The following is a 21001-nucleotide window of genomic DNA, read 5'->3' as shown; positions in this document are numbered from 1 at the left end:
TTACAGCGTGCGGGCGACTTCCCGGATCTCGAAGACCTCGAGCTGGTCTCCCACCTCGATGTCGTTGTTGCCCTTGAGCGTAATACCGCAGTCGAAACCAGCCTTGACCTCTTTGACATCGTCCTTGAAGCGGCGCAGGGAATCGAGCCAGCCCGTCCAGTGCACCACATGGTTGCGCAGCAGGCGCACTTGCGCATCGCGTCGCACCACGCCGTCGAGCACCATGCAGCCGGCCACATTGCCGATGCGCGAAATGCTGTAGACCTCGCGGATCTCGACCGTGCCGATGACCTCTTCCTTCTTCTCGGGGGCCAGCATGCCCGACATGGCGTTGCGCACATCGTCCACGGCGTCGTAGATGATGTTGTAGTAGCGCAGATCGATGCCGTTGTTCTCGGCCAGCTTCTTGGCGCTTTGCTCGGCGCGCACGTTGAAGCCGATGACCACCGCGTTCGAGGCAATCGCCAGGTTGACGTCGCTTTCCGAGATACCGCCGACCGCGGCATGCACCACCTGCACGCGCACCTCGTCGGTGGACAGCTTGAGCAGCGAGGAAACCAGCGCTTCCTGCGAGCCCTGCACGTCGGTCTTGACGATCAGCGCCAGAGTCTGCACGCCCTCGCCCAGGTTGTCGAACATCGACTCGAGCTTGGCGGCCTGCTGGCGCGCCAGCTTCACGTCGCGGAACTTACCCTGGCGGAACAGCGCGATTTCACGCGCCTTGCGCTCGTCGGCCAGCGCGATCAGCTCGTCGCCGGCCGCGGGCACTTCGGTCAAGCCCTGGATCTCGACCGGGATCGAAGGCCCGGCACTGTTCACAGGCTTGCCGTTCTCGTTGAGCATGGCCCGCACGCGGCCGAAGCTCGCGCCCGCCAGCACCGCGTCGCCGCGCGACAGGGTGCCGCTTTGCACCAGGATCGTGGCCACCGGGCCGCGGCCCTTGTCGAGTCGGGCCTCGATGACGATCCCCTTGGCGGGTGCATCGACCGGCGCCTTGAGTTCGAGCATTTCGGCCTGCAACAGCACGTTTTCCAGCAGCGCATCGATGCCCTCGCCGGTCTTGGCCGAGACGGGCACGAAGGGGACATCGCCGCCGTACTCTTCGGGCACGACCTCTTCGGCGACCAGCTCTTGCTTGACGCGGTCGGGATTGGCCTCGGGCTTGTCGATCTTGTTGATCGCCACCACCAGCGGCACGCCGGCCGCCTTGGCATGGTGTATGGCTTCCTTGGTTTGCGGCATGACGCCGTCGTCGGCGGCCACCACCAGGATCACGATGTCGGTGGCCTTGGTGCCGCGTGCACGCATGGCCGTAAAGGCCTCGTGACCCGGAGTATCGAGGAAGGTCACCATGCCGCGGCTGGTCTTGACGTTGTAGGCGCCGATGTGCTGCGTGATGCCGCCGGCCTCGCCGGAGGCCACCTTGGTACGGCGGATGTAGTCCAGCAGCGAAGTCTTGCCGTGATCGACGTGGCCCATGACGGTCACGACCGGCGCACGCGGCAAGGCCTCGGCCTCGGTTTGCTGGCCGAGACTTTCGTCGAGGAAGGCCTCGGGGTCGTCCAGCTTCGCGGCAATGGCCGTGTGGCCCAGTTCCTCGACGACGATCATCGCGGTTTCCTGATCCAGCACCTGGTTGATGGTGACCATCTGGCCCAGCTTCATCAGGTGCTTGATCACCTCGGCGGCCTTAACCGACATCTTGTGGGCCAGATCGGCAACCGTAATGGTTTCGGGCACATGAACCTCGCGGGCAATGAATTCCGCGACTTGCGGCTCTTTGCGTTCCGGCTGCGCGTGCCTGCCGCGGCCACTGCGGCCGCCGCCCTTGCCGCCGGCGCGCCAGCCGTCGCGGCCCGCCGGCCCGTCGGTCTTCTGGGCCGGCTTCTTGCGGCCGTTCTCGTCGGTCCAGGACGATGAGACTTCCGATGCCTTGATGGTCTTTTTGACACCGGTGGCCACACCGGCCGGGGCCTTGGCGTCTTTCTTGGCGGCCTTGCCCGCATTGGGTTTGTGCAAGGTGCCGGAGATGCCGCCGGCTTCAGGCTCGGGCGCCTTGAGCACCTTGCGCGGGCGGCTGAGCATTTCACGCAGCGCGGCAGCTTCGGCCTCGGCCTTGCGGCGGGCGCGCTCGCGCTCTGACAAGGCATCCGCCGTCGGCTTGTGTCCGGGCCTCAAGGAGGTGCGCATGGGCGACGGTTTGGCGCCGGCGGGGGCTGCGGCCTTCGGCTCGGCGGCACTCGGCGCAGCGGCGCTCGGGGCGGCCTCTTGCCGAGGCTCGGACGCTTTCGGTGCTTCGGGCGCGGGCTCGGCCGCAGGCGCCGCGGCGGGCGCATCGGCCTGCGGCTGCTCGGCAGGCGCATGGTCTTTCGCGCCGCTATCGTCGGCAGGCACGCTGCTATCTGCGGCGGCGGGCGCGGCCGGTTCCGCGGCGGGTTCCGGAGCGGCGGCGTCCTGCGCATCGGCCGCAACGGCGGGCGCCTCGGAAGCCTGCGGCGTTTCGGGGGTTGCGGGCGTTTCAGCAGCCTCGGCAGCCACGTCGGCAGCCGGCTGCTGCGCATCAGGAGCCTGGGCAGCGCTGGCGCCGCCGCTAGCCGGGCCTTCGGCCGGGGCCGCCTGCGGCGCGGGCGTCGGAACGGCGCCGGGCTCGGCACCAGGCAGAGCGGCGGGTTCGGCAGCCTGGGCGCTTGCATCGGCCTGGGCCGCAGCAGCGGCCGCCCTGGCCTCGGCGGCCAGCTCGGACGGATCGCGCTTCACGAACACGCGCTTCTTGCGGACTTCGACCTGGATCGTGCGCGAGCGCCCCGACCCATCGGCCTGGCGGATTTCCGAAGTCTGCCGGCGAGTCAGGGTGATTTTCTTGCCTTCGGAACCGCCATGGGTACGCCGCAGGGACTCGAGCAATTTTGCCTTGTCCGTATCCGTGACGGTATCGTCGACCGACTTCAGTTCAACACCTGCCGAACGCAACTGCTCGAGCAGTACGTTTGCAGGCATTTTCAGTTCGATGGCGAACTGGACGACGGTGTTACTCGGCATTCGACTCTCTCTTACTTGCTACTGCCATTTCAATAAAAGCGACCTCTGGGGGGTGGCCGGCGCTTCACGCCTGGCCATCGAACCAGTGCGCCCGGGCGCGCATGATCAGCTCACTGGCGCTGTCTTCGTCCAGGCCCGTCATTTCCGACAATTCGTCGGTTGCCAGCTCGGCCAGGTCGTCGCGCGTATAGATTTCGTTTTCGGCCAGCTTGGCGGCCAGCTCGGGGGTCACGCCCTCTACTTCCAGCAGATCCTGGGCCGTCTGCACGCGCTCTTCGTGGGCGATGGCCTCGGTCAGCAGCGCGTTGCGGGCACGGGTGCGCAGCTCGTTGATCGTGTCTTCGTCGAAGGCTTCGATCTCGAGCAGCTCCTGCATGGGCACGTAGGCGATTTCTTCGAGCCCGGTGAAGCCTTCGTCGATCAGGATGTCGGCCACTTCTTCGTCGACATCGAGCTTGGTGATGAAGGTCTGGCGCAGGCCGGCCCGCTCGGTTTCCTGGCGATCCTGATTTTCTTCGGGCGTCATGATGTTGATCTGCCAGCCCGTGAGTTCGGACGCGAGCCGCACATTCTGGCCGCGCGCGCCGATGGCTTTGGGCAGGTTCTCGGCGTCGACCACCACGTCCATGGCGTGCTTGTCCTCGTCGACGACGATGGACTCGACATGCGCCGGAGCCAGCGCGCCGATGACGAATTCGGCGGGGTCTTCGGCCCACAACACGATGTCGACCTGCTCGCCGCCGAGTTCGTTGCGCACTGCCGTGACGCGCGAACCGCGCATGCCCACGCAGGTGCCGATGGGATCGATGCGCTTGTCGTAGGCGATGACGGCGATCTTGGCGCGCACGCCGGGATCGCGCGCGGCCGCCTTGATCTCGAGCAAGCCTTGTTCGATTTCGGGAACCTCGTTCTCGAACAGCTGGCGGATGAATTCCGGCGCGGTGCGCGACAGGATCACCTGCTGGCCGCGCGCCGCATGATCCACCCGCAGCACCCAGGCGCGCACGCGGTCGCCCACGCGCATGTTTTCTTTGGGGATCATTTCGCTGCGCGGCAGGCGGGCCTCGATCTTGCCGGTTTCTATGATGGCATCGCCCTTGTCCATGCGCTTGACGGTGCCCGACACGATGGTTTCGCCACGCTCGAGAAAATCATTGAGCACTTGCTCACGCTCGGCATCGCGGATCTTCTGCAGTATGGCCTGCTTGGCCGCCTGTGCGCCGATGCGGCCGAACTCCACGGGCTCGAGCGGTTCTTCAATGTATTCGCCCACCTGGATCCCAGGGGAAATTTCCTGTGCCTCGGAATAGAGTTCCTGCTGATCGGGTTCTTGCAGCCCGGCATCGTCGGGCACCACCAGCCAGCGACGAAAGCCTTCATGCTCGCCGCTGTCGCGATCGATCGACACGCGAATGTCGGCATCGTCCTTGAAGCGCTTTTTCATGGCCGAGGCCAGCGCGTTTTCCAGCGCACCGAAGACCACCTCTCGCGGTACGTTTTTCTCGCGCGCCAAGGCGTCGACCAGTAGAAGAATTTCGCGACTCATCGCTTTTTTCCCTTGAAATCAAGAATGGGATTCAGTTTGGCTCGTTCTATGTCGTCCAGGGTGAAGCCGAGCGCGGCCTCTTCGCTTTGCCCGGCCTCGAGATCGAGACTGAGCGCGGGCGATTCGGCGGCGAGGATGTCCTCGGGCACCCGCAACAGGCCGACAAACACCTTGCGGTTGCCGACCGCCGTACGCAGCCGAATCTCGACGCGCTGGCCGGCGTAGCGGGCAAAATCGGCCCGGCTCTTCAAGGGCCGGTCTACGCCCGGCGAGCCAACTTCGAGACGCTTGTAATCGACGTTCTCGACCTCGAACACGCGCGACAATTGCTTGGAGACCTGCTCACAGTCTTCGATGCGCACGCCATCGGGGCGGTCTATGGTGATGCGCAGCAAGCCCAGCGGCGCACGCTCGACGTCGACCAGCTCAAGGTCGGTGCCTGCCAACGCTTCCCGTGTCAATGCGAATATATCTGCCATGAAAATCAAAAAAAAAATGGGCTGTACGCCCAGCCCACCATTGCCGCTCCGCCCGCACCCGCCGAACCACGCCGGAGGCTGCGATGAACGGCGCATTCGGAATGTGCCACCATGCTGCAAACAGGCGCGCACTACGCACCTGGCGTTACTAGCGTAACGGCGCACCGTTCCCGCGCCAGCCGCCGCACAATCAATGTGCAGGCGTCGGCCCGAACCCGATAAACCGGGCAAGCGCAAAGCCGCCGGCCAGCATGGCCCTACAAAACACGCTATTTTAGCAGAAATCCAGAAAAATTCCTGCTAAGTCACGGCCTTACACATAAAAAGCAACAGCCGGCGCGCGCCCTGCGTGGCGGCCGGGCGGAGCCCAGGCGCCGGAGGCCCGCGGAATCAGCGGGAGCCGCGGCCGCGCGCGCCCAGGAAACCCAGATGCGATTCATGTGCCGAGGCGCTGCGCGGCTGCCAGTCGTCATCGCGCATGTTCGCCTTGCGCCCACCCGGCGACTTGGCTGCCGGCTTGGCCGTCTTTTTCGCGGCGCCACGCTGGCGGTTGCCCGGTTTGGCGGCTTGCGGCCCCTGCGCCGGGCGCGCCGGCTTGCGCTTGCCGCCTTCTGCGCGCTTGCCGCCTTCCGTACGCTTGCCTCCTTCGTTGCGTTTGCCCGCGTTGGGGTGGCCGTTGGCCAGCCCGCCGCTGAACATGAGCCCGGTACCGTACGGGTCGGAGGGATACGACTCGAACGTCTGGGCGGCCTTGGCCGTACGCCCGCCGCCCGACAGCTTGCCGCGACGGCCCAGCTTGGCGCCATTCATGCCGTTGCGCTCCAGGGTGCCGAAACCCGGCGGCAGCGCGCTATCGTGCGAGGCCGGCTGGCGCACGCGCCGCTCCGAACCCTCTTGCTCGTCGTCGCGCAACAGGCCGAGCTGCACCATGAGCGCCTTGACCAGCGTGGCATCGAGCTCTTCCCAGCGGCCGCGGCGCAGGCCGCGCGGCAGCACCACTTCGCCGAAGCGGGTACGTATCAGGCGGCTGACCGTGACGCCGGCGGCCTCGAACATGCGGCGCACCTCGCGGTTGCGCCCTTCGGTCAAGGTGACGCGATACCAGCGATTGCTGCCCTCACCCCCCAGATATTCGAACGAGCCGAACTGGGCCATGCCGTCTTCGAGCTCTATGCCCTTGAGCAGACGCTGCTGCTGATCTTCGTCGAGCTCGCCCAGGACGCGTACCGCGTATTCGCGCTCGGCGCCGTAACGTGGATGCATCAGGCGATTGGCCAGGTCGCCCGAGGTCGTGAGAATCAGCAGGCCCTCGGTATTCAGATCGAGCCGGCCGACGGACAGCCACTTGCCGATGCGTATCTTGGGCAGACGGGCGAAAACCGTGGCGCGGCCGCCCGGATCGTCGTGGCTGACGATCTCGCCGGCCGGCTTGTGATATAGGATGATGCGCGGAGGCTTCTTGGCATTGGGCCGGGCCACCAGGCGGCCATTCACGCGCACCTGGTCGTTGGCGCCTACACGCTGTCCGATATGGGCCGGTTCGCCATTGACCGAGACGCGGCCGGCAACGATGAGTTCTTCCATTTCGCGGCGCGAGCCCACGCCGGCATCGGCCAACACCTTGTGCAGCTTGGGCGTCACCGCATCGCTGTTCATGTATTTGCCCAGGCGCTGGGACAGCTTGGCCGACTTGTCCAGATAGGACAGCGCATTATCGGCCTCTTTGTCTGCCGCGGCACTGTCGACACGGGGGGCGGTCTTGCGCGCACGGGGCGTGCGCGGTGCGCGAGGCCCGGCGGGCGCCTTGGCGGGCCGCGCCGCGGCCTCGGCGGGCTGGGCGGCCGGATCCGCATCGGCGGGAGAACCGGATGCGGCGGCAGAGGCTGCCGAGGCCGTGTCTACCGCATCGCCGCGCCGGCGGCGAAAGGGCGTCCTGAGCTTGCGGCCTCGCGGCTTGGGGGCTTGCGCGCCACCTTCGGGCAGCGACAGCTCGAGCTGAGCGGGTTGCGCATCGGCGCGTTCCAGCACGGGCGTGTTGTTTCCAGGCTCGTTATCTTGATTCATTTCAGTCATTTCTTATTTCAGGGAATTCGTTTTCAATATCGGGATGGGGCCAGCCGGCTCCAGTTCATTCATTCACAGGCCGCGCGCCATCGTCCGGCTCGGCCGCGGGCGCCTCGCTCTGGGCCAGGACAGGCTCGAGCGGGCGGTCGTCTTCACTTTCCGCCCCGGCCTCGGGGATGCGCGCCGCGGCGCCGGATTCGGATTCGGATTCGGATTCGGATTCGAGTTCGGATTCGAGTTCGACCGCCGGCTGGGCAAGTTCGGCCGCCGGCCGGGCATCGAGGGGCACCAATGCTTCGGCCTGCTCCGTAGCAGCAGCTTCCGGGCGTTCGCCGTCCAGAGCCGTATCGACCGATACGCCGCGCTCTTCCGAGGCACCCGTAGGCTGCTCATGCACGGGCTGTCCGTCCGCTGGCGCATCTACGGGATGCTCATCCACGGGAGGCTCATCCATGGGAGGCTCATTCACGGGAGACTCATCCACGGAAGGCTCATTCACGGAATGCCCATCCACGGGAGGCTCATCCATAGGATGCTCGTCGGGGGGCGGCTCATCGGTAAGCTGCCCATCCGCAACCTGCTCGTCCGCACCCAGCTCATCTACGGCTCCCTCGCCGGCGGCCTGCTCGTCTGCCGCGGACTCGCCCACGGCTTGCGTGTCGGCGCCCTGGGCCTCGGAGCCCGTAGCCTCTTCGAGCGACAGGCCGGCCAGGGCGGCGACCGACTCGTGAGTCTCGAGCGGCGGCAATTCGTCCAGCGCCTTCAGGCCCAGATCGTCGAGGAAGGCGCGCGTCGTACCGAACAGCGCCGGCCTGCCGGGCGCGTCGCGATAGCCCAGAACCTCGATCCAGCCACGCTCTTCGAGCGTCTTGACGATTTGCGAGGACACCGTCACCCCGCGTATGTCTTCAATGTCGCCACGGGTGACCGGCTGGCGCCAGGCGATGATGGCCAGGGTTTCCAGCACGGCGCGGGAATACTTCGGCGGCCGCTCCGGGTTGAGCCGTTCTAGGTAGCGCTGCATTTCCGCACGGCTCTGGAAGCGCCAGCCGCTGGCCAGGTCGACGAGTTCCAGGCCGCGCTCGCCCCACTCGCCCTGCAGTTGCGCCAGCAGCCTGCGTATATCGTCGTTGGCAATTTCTTCGCCGGGAAACAGCTTGCGCAGCTCCATCAGCGGCATGGGCTGGTCGGCGCACAGCAGCGCCGTTTCCAGTACACGGACAATCTCGGTATCAGTCATCGATCAGCGGCTGGGACAGGCCCTTGATTTGCAATAAGCATGGATAAAGGTTAGAATTCTTTTTTCCAGACGCGGGGTGGAGCAGTCTGGCAGCTCGTCGGGCTCATAACCCGAAGGTCGTAGGTTCAAATCCTGCCCCCGCAACCAGAATTTTCCAGTGGGCCGCTTTCCTTGTGAAAGCGGCCCACTGTTTTTGTCTTGACGGTTTTGAAGCGCGCGGCTTAGCCGATCTTGAAGCAGGCGGTGTTGGGGCAAGCGATTTTGGGGCAGGTTTTGGGGTAAGCCGCTTATGCGCAAGCCCCTATGGAATCGGACGAGGAATCGCACGAAAAACCGGACAACACCCATTGCGGAAGACCGAAGATGAAAGCCCGGGCGAGCCGTGCCGTACCCGGCGATGGCGGCGCAGGCGCAAGGCGCCATGGCTGCAGCCGCAGGCATCACGGAAAACGAACGGTCGAAAGGCGCCAGCACTGGGCGGAAAATCATCATTTCATGGTCATCAGGGGCGGCACGGCATTCCTGCCTGCCGGCGGCCAAGCGCGGGTTCACTGAGTCATAGGATCCGGCCAGCGCCCGCCGTTCAAAACCAGGGCGAGCGGCACCACTATGAATCGGAAAAAGGCTCGCAACGCAATCGCGCACGGGCCGCGAGTGGCCAGCGGGCGCCATGCGACACACCACGACTGCGGCACGTGCAGCGGCAGCGCCCGAACATCAAAGAGCTTTAAATCTGAGATATATAGAAATTGCCTTGCCGCCGATGGAAGTACACATTCCCGGAATTCGGCCGAAAGATGCCATGTTGTTTTTGGATGAGCTTTAACATGGACGTGGCACGCCAGGCGGCAGCCTGCGCATCTAACGCGATGAGCAACTGCCTACATTACACCACCACACCGCGCTTCGCGCAACTACCGTCGTCCTTGGAGACGGGCGTAAATGGCATAAAAACATCATAGATGGACGACCCTGGCCGGCGCCCCGGCCGAAACAAGCCGCCCTCTTCCCGGTTCTTGCACCCCAACCCTTGCACTCCAACCCTTGCTCTCCGAACCCTTGCTCTCCGAACCCCAACTCCGATCTCCATACCCCGATCATTGGGCCTCGCCCCCATGCATCACTCCGGGCCGCCCGTATCGGGCGCCACAAACCGCAAGCCCTTCAAGAGGCTCTCGGCCTGCCGCTTGAACTCGTGCACCGCGCTGGATTCCAGCACTGCGAGCAAGCGGGACGATTCCACGCCGGAGAGTGCGGCGGCAAGGGGCGCCGCAGGCTCGTCCAGATGCGCCGCCTGTACCTCCGGCGCCGCAGCCCGCCAATAGAGTTGGTGATGCACACCGCGCAATTCCCAGGCGCCAGCTTCGCCGCGCAGCCGCAATACCGCGGCAAGCCGCAGGATGCGGGTGCCACAGGCATCTTGCAGTTGATCCATGGCGCGCAGGAACTGCGGCTGGGTCAACTCGCAATGGCCCGCCAGCCGTAATACGGCTACGCTCCATTGCATGCGCAGCCGGCCGGCGCGCGCCCCGCTCCATAGCGTGCCGCCCTTTGCAAGGGCGCCGCCGGGTGCAAGGGCCAGGGATGCAGCGGCCGCGGAATCGTCGTGCGGAAGTACATGCGCCAGATCCGGCAGAAGATCCGCGTCGAAGCATGGCGCCAGCGGATTCATTTCCTCGAGCGCGGCGCGCAACGCAGAGCGCTGGCCTTCCTCGCCGGCCGAGGCCGGCCCCAGCACCAGGGCGTCCGCCAGGGCGGCCTGGCGCAGCCCGATATCGTCAAGCCGCGCCCGGGCCGACACGGCAGTGATGCACCCACGATAGAAGTAGCGCTCGCGCAGGAAAGCTTCGTGATGCAGGGAATACAGTATGGCTGCCGGATCACCCCGCCCCGCAGTCTCGATCAGCACCTGGCGCGGCACCGCGATGCGCCGCTGCAGCGCCGCCATGAATAGGTCGCGCAACGCAGCAGCAAGTTCGCCGCTCAGGCTGCAGCACGGGCAGGCGCCTGCAGGCGCGGCATCGGGGCCTGCGCCGAGCCTGTATAGCGCGCTGGCGGCAGCCGAACCTTGCGCCCGGCCGATCACCGCCACCGAACCAGCGGGCACGCCGTGCAATAAGCTCTCGATCAGCCAGGTCTTGCCGCTGCCCGGCAGGCCCGACACCACCACGACCGGAATCCGACTGCCCACGCCTGCCACCCTTTCATCTCCTGTTTCCGCCGCACCATGGAGTTCGTCTCGGCCTCGCCCCAAGCTGGCATTTCACAGCCACGCCCGCAATATTTACGCACGCGCCTCTGGTTTTGCTAAGCTTTCTCCATATCCCGGCGCACTTGCGGCGCATGCCCCATGGCGCGCGTCCGGCGGATGCAGCGAACGCCCATCGGTACGCGGGCAAGCAAGGCCGCACCGGATACGTACCACGCAAAACGAGGCCCGAACTTGGCTGCCAGCTTTTCCCTCATTCGCGATCTGCACGATATTAACCCCGCCCAATGGAATGCCCTGGCGCAGGGCCACCCACTGGTAAGCCACGAATACCTGCTGGCCATGCAGCAGGCCGGCTGCGCGGTCGCCGATACCGGCTGGGCCGCGCACTATCTGCTGATGCACCGCGGCGGCAACCTGGCGGCGGCCATGCCGCTGTACCTGAAATCCCATTCGCGCGGCGAATACGTCTTCGACATGGCATGGGCCCGCGCCTTCGCTCAGCACGGCCTGGCGTACTACCCCAAGCTACTGGGCGCGATCCCGTTCACACCGGTGCCCGGCCCGCGCTTGCTTGCCGCCACACATGCCGACCGTGTGGCGCTTGCCCGCGAAGCCGTGGAGGTGGCGCGCGGCAACCAGTTGTCGTCGCTGCACATTCTGTTTCCCACCGACGCAGACATCGAAGCGCTGCGCGAAGCCGGCTTCCTGTTCCGCGAGAACGTGCAATTCCACTGGTTCAACCGCGGCTACCGCAATCTGGAAGAATTTCTGGCCGGCATGAGCCAGCCCAAACGCAAGAAGATCCGCCAGGATCGAAAAAAGGCGGTCGCAGCCGGCGTCACGTTTCGTTGGCTGCAGGGCGCCGACATCGACGAGGCCGCCCTGGACTATTTCTACCGCTGCTACTGCCGCACCTATCTCGAGCACGGCAACGCGCCTTATCTGAACCGCGAATTCTTCAAGCTGCTGCATACGACCATGACGCCGAACCTGGCGCTCGTCCTGGCCGAGCAGCAAGGCGCGCCGATAGCGGCGGCGCTGAACATCCGCGGCGGCGACCGGCTGTACGGACGCTATTGGGGCTGCACGCGCTACATACCGGGCCTGCACTTCGAGACCTGCTACATGCAGGCCATAGAGTTCTGCATAAAGCAAGGCATTGCGGTATTCGAGGGCGGGGCCCAGGGCGAGCACAAGCTATCGCGCGGCATGCTGCCGGTGCGCACCTGGTCGGCGCACTGGATACGCGACGAACGCTACGCCGCGGCGATCGCCGATTACCTCGAGCGCGAAACGCCGGCGATATCGGACTATATCGACGAATTGCACGAGCACAGCCCGTTCAAGAAAAGTGCCGGAAGCCCGGCAGATGCCACAAGCCCAGGCTCGGTGCCGGAGGCCTCGGGCCACGGCTAATTCCATTTCCAAATCAATCGTGAACGCGAAAGCGACGCGCAGACAGTACACCTAGTACGGCAAGCGAAGCTGACAAAGTGCACGGTTGATTTGGAAATGGAATAAGCCGGCATGACATGTTGGGCCGGCTCGGCACACAGAATACTTGTATGAGACGAGACGGATCCCGATACAGCGAGAGGAATTCCCGCGCCGTGCCGCCTTACTCACGGCATGGCAGACCCTATGCGGCCTCCTATTTCTTGTTGTCTTTGGGAGGCGTGCCGGGCTGGAAGGGGAAAACGGAAAACATCGAGCGGGTCTGATCCTGCATCTGGTCTTGCATCTGCACGAACAGATTCTTGCTCTGGTCGATGTAGTTGTTCATCATGTTCTGCAGCACCGGCGTCTGCACATTCATGAACTGGGCCCAGGCCTCGGGGCCGAACTGATGGCCGTACAGGCCCTTGGACTGTTCGGCCATGCGTTCCTGGATGTCCATGAACGCCTGAATGTTTTTTTCCAGGAAGGTTCCCATTACGCCTTGCATGGCATGCCCGTAGAAGCGGATGATCTGCGACAGCGCCGTGGACGAGAACATGGGCACCCCGCCGCTTTCCTCTTCGAGAATGATCTGCAACAGTATGCTGCGCGTAAGATCTTCGCCGGACTTGGCATCGACCACTTGGAAGGCCTGGTTGTCCAGCACCAGCTGCTTGACGTCGGACAAGGTGATGTAGGCGCTGGTCTGGGTGTCGTAGAGCCGGCGGTTCGGGTACTTCTTGATCAGGCGGTTTGCTGCAGATGAAGAGGTTTGGGTCATATCATTGGCCGGGTATGCGTAAGTCCAGTAGTAATAATAGAACGATGCGATAGTAGATGGTAGAGCGCCGCGCAAGCCCCGGCGCAGGCCCGCGCCGCGAGCTTGCGGGGCCGCGCGGCGCGGCGCGGCGCCGCCGTCAGCCCATGTGCAGGCCGCCGTTCAAAGAGAAGTCGGCACCGGTGGCGAAGCCCGCGTCGTCCGACGCCAGCCAGGCCACGATGGAGCCGATTTCTTCGGGCGTGCCCAGACGCTTGACCGGAATGGTAGCGACGATTTTTTCCAGCACGTCGGGCCGGATTGCGCGCACCATGTCAGTGCCGATGTAGCCCGGCGATATCGTATTGACCGTGACGCCCTTGTTGGCCACCTCTTGCGCCAGGGCCATGGTGAAGCCGTGTATGCCCGCCTTGGCCGTGGAGTAGTTGGTCTGGCCGAACTGGCCCTTCTGGCCGTTGACCGAACTGATGTTGATGATGCGGCCCCATTGCTTTTCGACCATGCCGTCGATGACCTGCTTGGTGACGTTGAACAGGCTGTTCAGGTTGGTGTCGATGACCGCGCGCCAGTCTTCCTGGGTCATTTTGCGAAACAACCCATCGCGGGTGATGCCGGCATTGTTGACCAGCACATCGACCGGGCCGAGTTCTTGGGTGACGCGCTCGAAGGCGGCCACGGTGGAATCCCAGTCGGACACATTGCCCACCGAGGCATGGAAGGTATACCCCTGCTCGGCCTGCTCGTCGAGCCACTGCTGGAAGTTGCGGCTGGGGCCGCAGCCGGCAATGACCGTGAAACCCTCTTTGGCCAGGCGTCGGCATATAGAGGTACCGATGCCGCCCATTCCACCCGTCACGTAAGCCAGTTTGCCACTCATTTGATTCTCCTCACCTGAAACATCACTGCAAATCTTCCATCAGGCCCGCGCCGCACGCCGTGCGCGCGAGCCGCCCCCGCGGCCCATGCCCGCTACACGGCTCTGACCTTCACGTATCTACCCGGCGCGTCTTCAATGGGAACGTAGCTGGCATTGCCAAGAGACTTGGGCGCCTTGCGCAGTTCTCCGGATCTGGCGGCGAGCCATGCGCACCAGTCGGGCCACCAGCTGCCGGCGCGCTCGGATGCCTGGTCGAGCCACACCTGCGGATCGCCAGGCAGGCGCGGCGTATCGGGCCCTTCGGATACCCAGTAACTGCGGCGCTTCTTGGCGGGCGGATTGACCACACCCGCAATATGCCCCGAAGCCCCCAGAACAAAACGCAAAGGCCCTTTCAGGATGCGGGTCGAAGCGTAGGCCGAGGCCCACGGCACGATATGGTCTTCGCGCGAACCGTAGATATAGGCCGGCATGTCCAGGCAGTGCAGATCCAGCCCGTGACCGTCGACATGCAGGCGACCGGGCTGCTTCAGGTTGTTCTCGAGATAGGTATTGCGGAAATACCAGGTAAAGAAAGGGCCGGGCAGATTGGTGCCGTCGGAATTCCAGAACAGCAGATCGAAGGCCGGCGGCGTCTCGCCTTTCAGGTAGTTGCCGACCACGTAGTTCCAGACCAGTTCGTTCGGACGCAGGAACGAAAAGGTGGTGCCGAGCTCGCGCGCCGACATCAGGCCGCCGCTGCCGAGCTGGCGTTCGCGCGCTTCGGCATGCAGCTCGTCGACGAAGACGTCGAGCACGCCCGTGTCTTCGAAATCGAGCAAGGTGGTCAGCAGCGTAAGCGCCGCCACCGGATCGTAGCCTTGCGCCCTGCCCAGGGCCAGGGCCGAGGCCAGCAAGGTGCCGCCCACGCAGAAGCCCAGCGCATTGACCTTGGGCTGGCCGGAGATTTCGCACGCCGCGCGCAACGCGCGCAACACGCCTTCCTGCAGGTAGTCGCCCCAGCCGGCGGTGTCGACGCCGTCGTTGTCGGACGGCAGCGGATTGCGCCAGGAAACCAGGAATACCGTGAAGCCCTGCGCGACCGCGTGGCGCACGAAAGAATTTTCGGGCTGCAGGTCGAGTATGTAGAACTTGTTGATGCAAGGCGGCACGATCACCAGCGGCAGCTGATGCACCTTGGGCGTAAGCGGCGCGTACTGGATGAGCTGGAACAGGCGGTTCTCGAATACCACGGCGCCGGGCGAGTTGCCGACATTGCGGCCGACCTCGAAGCCCGATTCGTCGGTTTGGGACAGCCGCCCCTTGCGCAGGTCTTCCTGCAGATTGCGCAGGCCGTCGAGCAGGCTTTGGCCGCCGCTGTCGAGCAGCTTTTGCTGGGCATCGGGATTGGTGGCCAGGAAATTCGACGGCGACATGGCGTCGATCCATTGCATCATCGAGAAACGCAGCCGTTCGCGCACCGGTTCGGCCACCTGCGCGGCTTCGGTCATGCGTTCGAGAGCGCGGGCCGAAAGCACATAGGCATGGCTAAGCAGCACGGCGGCAGGATTGGCGGCCCAGGCGGCGCCGTGGAAACGGCGGTCTTTGGGCGGCAGCAGCGTGCCCTGTTTGGCCTGCATGACGATGTCATGCCAATCGCGTGCGAATTCGGCCTGAATATCAGCCAACTTGTCCGGCGCCACGCTCGCCGGGACGGGCCATTCTGAAAGAAATGGAGCACCCATCAGACACCTGCTATTTTGAGATTCTTTGAATCAATCTTGCGGGGCATTGGAAGGCCTGTCAATCAGGGTAAGTCGCTAGGGTGGCGGCCCGCAGAACTCTGCCGCAGCAAGCCTCGAGGTTCGGCCGGCGCGCCGTGCGTGCCGGTATTTATCAGGCCCGGACTGCCCGGCCGGCGTTTCAGCCCTCCTCGCCCCGCAGCCATGCCACGGTGGCCAGCCGCCCCGACGCGCGTTCGCGGCGATATGAATAGAAGCGTTCCGGCTCGCCGTAAGTGCAGTGGCCGCTGAGCTCGATGTCGCGCACCCCGGCGGCATGCAGTCTGTGCCGCGCCAGCCCGGGCAGATCGGCCAGCCATTTGCCCGGCTCGCGCTTGGCCACGAAAAATGGCGCGGCGCCGGCGTCACGCTGCACGAAGGCCGCATGCACATCGTCGCCCACTTCGAAATTGCGCTGGCCGATTCCCGGCCCCACCCAGGCACGCCAATATTCCGCGTCCGGCACCCGGGCTCGCAGCGCATCCAGGCTGGCCTCGAGTACGCCGGAAGCCAGCCCGCGCCAGCCCGCGTGGGCCAGCCCAAGAGCCCGGCCGCCGCCGTCGGCGATCACCACCGGCAGGCAATCGGCCGTAAGAATGGCCAGCACCCGGCCGGCTTGCGTCGTGACGGCGGCGTCGGCGGCCGGCGGCTCTGCCCACGGCCGGTCGGCATCGGCCACCTGGTTGCCATGCACCTGCCTCAGCCAGCAAGGGTCGGAGGGCAGCTCCGCCCGCAGGCGGCGGCGGTTTTCGAGCACATGTGAGGAGTCGTCGTCGGTGCGTCCGCCCACGTTCAGGGTGGCGTACTCGCCCGTGCTTACGCCGCCGGCGCGAGTGGTGCAGAAGTAGTGCACGCCCTGCCACGGCAGGCCGGTGACGCGCGGCAAAGAGACGATTTCGCTCATAGGGACTTGCAGATCAAAGAGAGAACACGGCGCACGGCCGCAGACCTTAAGGATAATACGCCAAGGCGCGATCCCGGGCGCCGGCGCGGCGCGCCTGGCGCATCCGGCCGCAAATCCGCGTCACGCCTGCCACGAAATATTGTCCAGCACCACGCAGAAGTCTGCGGGCGGCTCGGCCTCGAAAGACACGCGCCGGCCGCTGGCGGCATCGTCGAAGCCCAGCGCCCGCGCGTGCAGCATGTGGCGCCGCGCGCCCGCGATGAACCGCCCGCCATACACCAGGTCGCCCACCAGCGGATGCCCCAGGCTAGCCAGATGCACGCGGATCTGGTGCGTGCGGCCGGTTTCCAGGCGGCAGGCGGCCAGTGTGACGGGCTGACCCTGCGCGTCCGCGCCGCGGCGGCGCGGCTCGCAGTGCGTCACGGCAGGCTTGGGGGCAATCGGACGCTCAACCGTCATGCGCACCGGCACGCGCGGATCGCGGCCGATGTCGCGCGCCACGGTCACGGCCCGCTGCAGCAGGCCGTGCGCCAGCGCCAAGTACTCGCGCTTGACCGTGCGCGCCTGCAGCTGGCGCACCAGATCGGTCTGGGCGCGCTCGTGGCGCGCCACCACCAACAGGCCCGAGGTATCTTTGTCCAGGCGGTGCACGATACCGGCGCGCGCCACCTGGCGCAGCTCCGGGTAGCGGTGCAGCAGGCCGTTGAGCAAAGTACCGTGCCAGTTGCCGGCGCCGGGATGCGTCACCAGCCCGGCCGGCTTGTCCACGACGATCCAGTCGGGACTTTCAGCGATTACGCGGAAATCCACCGGCTCGGCACAAAAGGCCAGGGATTCGGGCGTGGGCTGCATGCGCACGCTGATCTTGTCGCCGGCCCCCACCGCCTGGCGCACCCGCGCCGCCTGGCCGTTGACCAGCACGTACCCGGCCTCGATCCAGCCCTGCAGGCGGCTGCGGGAATGCTCGGGCATCAGCCCGGCCAGCACCTTGTCGAGACGATCTGGCAGCGCCTTGAGCGGCAGCTCGAATTCGACCGGCTCCCCGGCCGCGGGACTTTCCGTTGGAAGAGCTGTGTCAGGCATGGCCACTAATCATATAATCAGCCTGCAATGCTACCACCAAGGATTTTTTTGTGACCCGCCCAGACCACGATTCGTCCCTCCGCCCCCTGCTCAGGCGTGCGGCATACACCGCCGTCGCGCTCGCTGCGGTCGTCCTACTGTCGGCCTGCAGCTCGCTCAAGGGCGGCGAAATCGACAAGACCGCCGGCTGGAGCGCGCAGCGCCTGTACCAGGATGCGCGCGAAGATATGAGCAACAGCAACTGGAAAGACGCCCGTACCCGCCTGGAGTCCATCGAAGCGCGCTATCCTTTCGGCGTATATGCCCAGCAGGCGTTGATCGACCTGGCCTATGTCGACTGGAAGGACGAAGAAAGCGACCAGGCGCTGGCGGCCATCGCCCGCTTCCAGCAGCAGTACCCGAACCATCCGGGCAGCGACTATATGCTGTACCTGAAGGGGCTGGTTACCTTCACGCCACCCAGTGCGGCCTTCAGCAACATCACCCGCCAGGATCCCAGCGAGCGCGACCCCAAGGGCCTGCGCGAGTCGTACGAATCCTTCAACCAGCTTATCAAGCGCTACCCGGACAGCACCTACACGCCGGATGCCAAGCTGCGCGTGGCGTGGCTGGTCGACGCCATCGCCCGCAACGAAGTGCACGTAGCGCAGTACTACTACGAGCGCGGCGCCTACGTGGCGGCGGCCAACCGGGCGCAAAAAGCTGTTACCGACTTCCAGGGCGTGCCTATCGCCGAGAAGGCGCTCTACATCATGTACCTCAGCTACGACAAGCTGGGCATGACGCAGCTGCGCGACGATGCCAAGCGCATACTCGACAAGAACTTCCCCAACAGCAAGTATTACAAGCAGGGCCTGAACGACCCGGTCAATTACTGGAACCCGATCAATTGGTTCTGACGGTGTAATTGGTTCTGAGGGTGTAATAATTGGTTCTGACGGTGTTGCCGCGGGCATGCCAAGAGGTTTTAAAACCCGCCGCATGCCGCGATGCGAGCTGAGGAACCCGGAAGAGTCCGAAGCACAGCCCGAGTTTGGGCGAGCATCGGAACTCTGCAGGGCAGCCTCAGCGGCTTAAGAACGAACCCGGTAGCCCGAGAATTCACTCAGCGGCCAAAGGATTTGGTGTATTGCGCGGCGATGGTGGTATTGCGACGATGGCTGGTTCTTTAACCGCCGGGGCTGCCCTGCGGAGTTCCGATGCTCGGCAGACTCGCCTGCGCTTCGGACTCCTGCGGGGTTCCCGGCTCGCGGCCAGACATCCTGTACGGTTTTCCAAACCCCTTGCATTGCGTGTGGATGCCTTGCATCCCGCTCGGATCCCTACGAGCATCCCGGCTTGCAGCCAGGCATCCTGGACGGTTTTCCAAACCCCTTGCATTTTGTGTGGATGCCTTGCATCCCGCTCGGATCCCTACGAGCATCCCGGCTCGCAGCCAGGCATCCTGGACGGTTTTTCAAACCCCTTGCACTTCATGTTGACGTCCCTGCCGGGCAGCCAGGAAGGCCAAGGCCTCGGCCGGCTCTCGCGTGCGAGCAAAGGCCGGCAGGCCGCGCCACAGCAGCTTGCCGTAGGGTTTATCCACCATCCGTACATCGCCCACCAGCAGCACCCCCCAGTCGGCCTCCGAGCGTATCAGCCGCCCGGCGCCCTGCTTGAGCGCGATGGCCGCCTCGGGAAGCTGATATTCCATGAACGGATTGCCGCCCTGCTCGCGGCATCGCTTCAGGCGCGCCTCGAGCACCGGGTCGTCGGGCGGCGCGAACGGCAGCTTGTCGATCGCCACCAGCGTCAGCGCGTCGCCGGGCACATCTATGCCTTCCCAGAAACTGGCACTGCCCACCAGCACCGCGCCTTTTTCACTGCGGAAGCGTTCCAGCAGGATACGCCGCGAGTAGTCGCCCTGGCGCAGGATGGGCCGCTGCAGGCCGTGTTCTTGCAGCAGTTCGGCGATGCGGTCGACCGAACGCAGCGTGGTGCAAAGCACTAACGCCCCGCCGCTGCCGGCCTGCAACAAGGGCAGCAGCGCCTCGACGAAACGCTCGTTGAACTGGCGGTCGCTGGGCAGCGGCAGGCCGCGGGGCACGAACAACAGGCCCTGCCGCGGGTAGTCGAAAGGCGATTCCCAGCGCTGCGTGGCCGCGCCGCCCAGGCCGAGCTGGCGCTGGAAATGGCCGAAATCGCCGTGTACCGACAAGGTCGCCGAGGTCAGCACCCAGGCCTGATCCGGATTACGGCAGCGCGAGAATACCTGCGCCACCGACAGCGGCGCACTGTGCAGGCGCACGTGATGCAGGCCGTGCTCGACCCAACGCACCGCACCCGCCTCGGTGCCCGCCTCGCCGGCCTGCGCGGGGGCCTGCACGGCGGCCAGCGCATTGTGTCCCTGGCGGTCGGGCTGGCTCCAGAGGAACAGCCGCGCGCGCAGATCCACACAGGTCTTGGCCGCCGCGGCCAGATCGGGATGCTTCTCGGCCACCGCCCCCAATAGCGCGGCGCACTTGTCCAGCTCGGCCAGCAGTTCGGCCAGTGCGCGGTCGAAGGTTTCGGGTTCGGGAATGGCCTCGAACGTGGCCTTGCGGCCCGGCAGCTTGTCTATGGGCGCGGCGGCCAGGCGCAGCTCGCGCGCCGCCTGTTCCAGGCGTTTGCCGGCCTCGCTCCAGTTGGTGGCTTCGCGGGCCTGCGCCAGGCCCGCGGCCTCCATGCTGCGCGCCAGTTCCAGCAGCTGGCTGGAGGACACGCTGCTGCCCAGGAAGCGGGTGGCGATGTCGGGCAGCTGATGCGCTTCGTCGAAGATGACGGCATCCACGGCCGGCAGCAGGTCGGTGATGCCCTCTTCGCGCAGGGCCAGGTCGGCCATGAACAAGGCGTGGTTCACCACTACCAGATCGGCGTCCTGGGCCTGGCGGCGCGCTTTCATCAGGAAGCAGTCGCGCACGCGCGGGCATTCCTGCCCCAGGCAGTTCTCGCGCGTGGACGTGACCCGGTTCCAGATGTCCGCCTCTTCGGGCACCTGCGCCAGATCGGCGCGGTCGCCCGTCTTGGATTGTTGCGCGAAGACCTGGATATGGCGCAGTTGCGCCATCTCGGCGCGCGACTTCAAGGCGCGCTCGTCGCCGGCCAGGCGTTCCAGGTGATAGTGGCAGACGTAGTTGCCGCGCCCCTTGAGCAGTGCCACCGTGATCGGCAGCGCCAGCGCGGCGCGCAGCCGCGGTACGTCGCGCCGGAACAGCTGATCCTGCAGCGTACGGGTGCCGGTGGACACCAGCACCTTGCCGCCGCCCATGAAAGCCGGCACCAGATAGGCCCAGGTCTTGCCCGTGCCGGTGCCGGCCTCGGCCACCAGGGTGCTGCGGTTCTGCAGCGCGGCCTCTATGGCCTGCGCCATCTCGATTTGCGACTGGCGCGGGCGATAATCGGGCACGGCCGCCGCCAGCGGGCCGTCCGCGGAGAAGATATCGGAGAGTTCCTGCAGCAGCATGGCAGCCTGTGTGTGATCGAGGCCGTAGTGTAGCGCCGGCCCGGCGCGCGGGCCGTTGTTTACAATCCCTAACGGCCACACACCCGATGATACCCGGCCCG

Annotated in this window: 14 protein-coding genes and 1 tRNA gene; 3 read left to right on the top strand and 12 right to left on the bottom strand. The window is 65.4% G+C overall.

What is annotated here, in order from left to right:
- The 5 genes from infB to scpB all read right to left on the bottom strand — a co-directional run bounded on the left by infB (position 1) and on the right by scpB (position 8368).
- Complete coding sequence (gene infB / locus CEY11_RS18960; protein ID WP_088604992.1) at positions 1–3039, bottom strand: translation initiation factor IF-2; 3039 nt, start codon at positions 3037–3039, stop codon at positions 1–3.
- Positions 3040–3103: 64 nt separating this feature from the next.
- Positions 3104–4585: a transcription termination factor NusA gene (nusA, locus tag CEY11_RS18955; protein ID WP_088604991.1), complete on the bottom strand. Its 1482-nt coding sequence runs from the start codon at positions 4583–4585 to the stop codon at positions 3104–3106.
- Positions 4582–5064: a ribosome maturation factor RimP gene (rimP, locus tag CEY11_RS18950; RefSeq protein ID WP_088605154.1), complete on the bottom strand. Its 483-nt coding sequence runs from the start codon at positions 5062–5064 to the stop codon at positions 4582–4584. Before rimP ends, nusA begins: the two co-directional genes overlap by 4 nt.
- 390 nt (positions 5065–5454) lie before the next feature.
- A complete protein-coding gene (rluB, locus tag CEY11_RS18945; protein ID WP_408608147.1) occupies positions 5455–7128 on the bottom strand; it encodes a 23S rRNA pseudouridine(2605) synthase RluB in 1674 nt (557 codons plus the stop codon).
- A 64-nt stretch (positions 7129–7192) separates the two neighbouring features.
- Complete coding sequence (gene scpB / locus CEY11_RS25815) at positions 7193–8368, bottom strand: SMC-Scp complex subunit ScpB (protein ID WP_233154976.1); 1176 nt, start codon at positions 8366–8368, stop codon at positions 7193–7195.
- Positions 8369–8438: 70 nt separating this feature from the next.
- Between scpB and CEY11_RS18935 the strand changes: the two genes are divergently transcribed.
- Positions 8439–8515: transfer RNA gene (locus CEY11_RS18935), tRNA-Met, on the top strand.
- Positions 8516–9488: 973 nt separating this feature from the next.
- Here the strand turns inward: CEY11_RS18935 and CEY11_RS18930 are convergent.
- Entirely contained in the window at positions 9489–10559 is a 1071-nt protein-coding gene (locus CEY11_RS18930; protein ID WP_158215378.1) for a GTP-binding protein, read from the bottom strand.
- Positions 10560–10811: 252 nt separating this feature from the next.
- On the opposite strand from CEY11_RS18930, the gene CEY11_RS18925 reads away from it, so the two are divergent.
- Positions 10812–11996 carry a GNAT family N-acetyltransferase gene (locus tag CEY11_RS18925; protein WP_233154975.1) on the top strand — a complete coding sequence of 395 codons (1185 nt, stop codon included), beginning with the start codon at positions 10812–10814 and terminating at the stop codon, positions 11994–11996.
- A 235-nt stretch (positions 11997–12231) separates the two neighbouring features.
- Here CEY11_RS18925 and phaR read toward each other — a convergent pair whose 3' ends face one another.
- The 5 genes from phaR to CEY11_RS18900 form a co-directional block, all read right to left on the bottom strand.
- Positions 12232–12798 (bottom strand): polyhydroxyalkanoate synthesis repressor PhaR, encoded by a 567-nt coding sequence (phaR, locus tag CEY11_RS18920; RefSeq protein ID WP_088604987.1) that lies wholly within the window; start codon positions 12796–12798, stop codon positions 12232–12234.
- A gap of 136 nt (positions 12799–12934) precedes the next feature.
- A complete protein-coding gene (phbB, locus tag CEY11_RS18915; protein WP_088604986.1) occupies positions 12935–13672 on the bottom strand; it encodes an acetoacetyl-CoA reductase in 738 nt (245 codons plus the stop codon).
- A gap of 92 nt (positions 13673–13764) precedes the next feature.
- A complete protein-coding gene (locus CEY11_RS18910) occupies positions 13765–15396 on the bottom strand; it encodes a PHA/PHB synthase family protein (RefSeq protein ID WP_088604985.1) in 1632 nt (543 codons plus the stop codon).
- Positions 15397–15574: 178 nt separating this feature from the next.
- Positions 15575–16336 carry a peptidoglycan editing factor PgeF gene (pgeF, locus tag CEY11_RS18905; RefSeq protein ID WP_088604984.1) on the bottom strand — a complete coding sequence of 254 codons (762 nt, stop codon included), beginning with the start codon at positions 16334–16336 and terminating at the stop codon, positions 15575–15577.
- A gap of 120 nt (positions 16337–16456) precedes the next feature.
- Positions 16457–17419, bottom strand: coding sequence for an RluA family pseudouridine synthase (locus CEY11_RS18900; protein WP_088604983.1), 963 nt, complete (start codon positions 17417–17419; stop codon positions 16457–16459).
- Between the two features lie 86 nt (positions 17420–17505).
- Here CEY11_RS18900 and CEY11_RS18895 point away from each other — a divergent pair, with 86 nt between their 5' ends.
- A complete protein-coding gene (locus CEY11_RS18895; RefSeq protein ID WP_088605153.1) occupies positions 17506–18318 on the top strand; it encodes an outer membrane protein assembly factor BamD in 813 nt (270 codons plus the stop codon).
- 557 nt (positions 18319–18875) lie between these two features.
- Here CEY11_RS18895 and CEY11_RS18890 read toward each other — a convergent pair.
- Positions 18876–20900 (bottom strand): ATP-dependent DNA helicase, encoded by a 2025-nt coding sequence (locus CEY11_RS18890; protein WP_088604982.1) that lies wholly within the window; start codon positions 20898–20900, stop codon positions 18876–18878.
- Positions 20901–21001 lie beyond the last annotated feature (101 nt).

This window comes from Candidimonas nitroreducens, from assembly GCF_002209565.1.
Taxonomy (GTDB): Bacteria; Pseudomonadota; Gammaproteobacteria; order Burkholderiales; family Burkholderiaceae_B; genus Candidimonas; species Candidimonas nitroreducens.
The sequence above is the reverse complement of the archived record's forward strand: the minus strand, read 5'-3'. Positions and strand labels throughout refer to the sequence as shown.

What these genes read in the sequence shown, in the direction of transcription:
- infB (WP_088604992.1), bottom strand. Translation starts at nt 3,039, where the DNA reads ATGCCGAGTAACACCGTCGTCCAGTTCGCCATCGAACTGAAAATGCCT.
- nusA (WP_088604991.1), bottom strand. Translation starts at nt 4,585, where the DNA reads ATGAGTCGCGAAATTCTTCTACTGGTCGACGCCTTGGCGCGCGAGAAA.
- rimP (WP_088605154.1), bottom strand. Translation starts at nt 5,064, where the DNA reads ATGGCAGATATATTCGCATTGACACGGGAAGCGTTGGCAGGCACCGAC.
- rluB (WP_408608147.1), bottom strand. Translation starts at nt 7,128, where the DNA reads ATGAATCAAGATAACGAGCCTGGAAACAACACGCCCGTGCTGGAACGC.
- scpB (WP_233154976.1), bottom strand. Translation starts at nt 8,368, where the DNA reads ATGACTGATACCGAGATTGTCCGTGTACTGGAAACGGCGCTGCTGTGC.
- phaR (WP_088604987.1), bottom strand. Translation starts at nt 12,798, where the DNA reads ATGACCCAAACCTCTTCATCTGCAGCAAACCGCCTGATCAAGAAGTAC.
- phbB (WP_088604986.1), bottom strand. Translation starts at nt 13,672, where the DNA reads ATGAGTGGCAAACTGGCTTACGTGACGGGTGGAATGGGCGGCATCGGT.
- CEY11_RS18910 (WP_088604985.1), bottom strand. Translation starts at nt 15,396, where the DNA reads ATGGGTGCTCCATTTCTTTCAGAATGGCCCGTCCCGGCGAGCGTGGCG.
- pgeF (WP_088604984.1), bottom strand. Translation starts at nt 16,336, where the DNA reads ATGAGCGAAATCGTCTCTTTGCCGCGCGTCACCGGCCTGCCGTGGCAG.
- CEY11_RS18900 (WP_088604983.1), bottom strand. Translation starts at nt 17,419, where the DNA reads ATGCCTGACACAGCTCTTCCAACGGAAAGTCCCGCGGCCGGGGAGCCG.
- CEY11_RS18890 (WP_088604982.1), bottom strand. Translation starts at nt 20,900, where the DNA reads ATGCTGCTGCAGGAACTCTCCGATATCTTCTCCGCGGACGGCCCGCTG.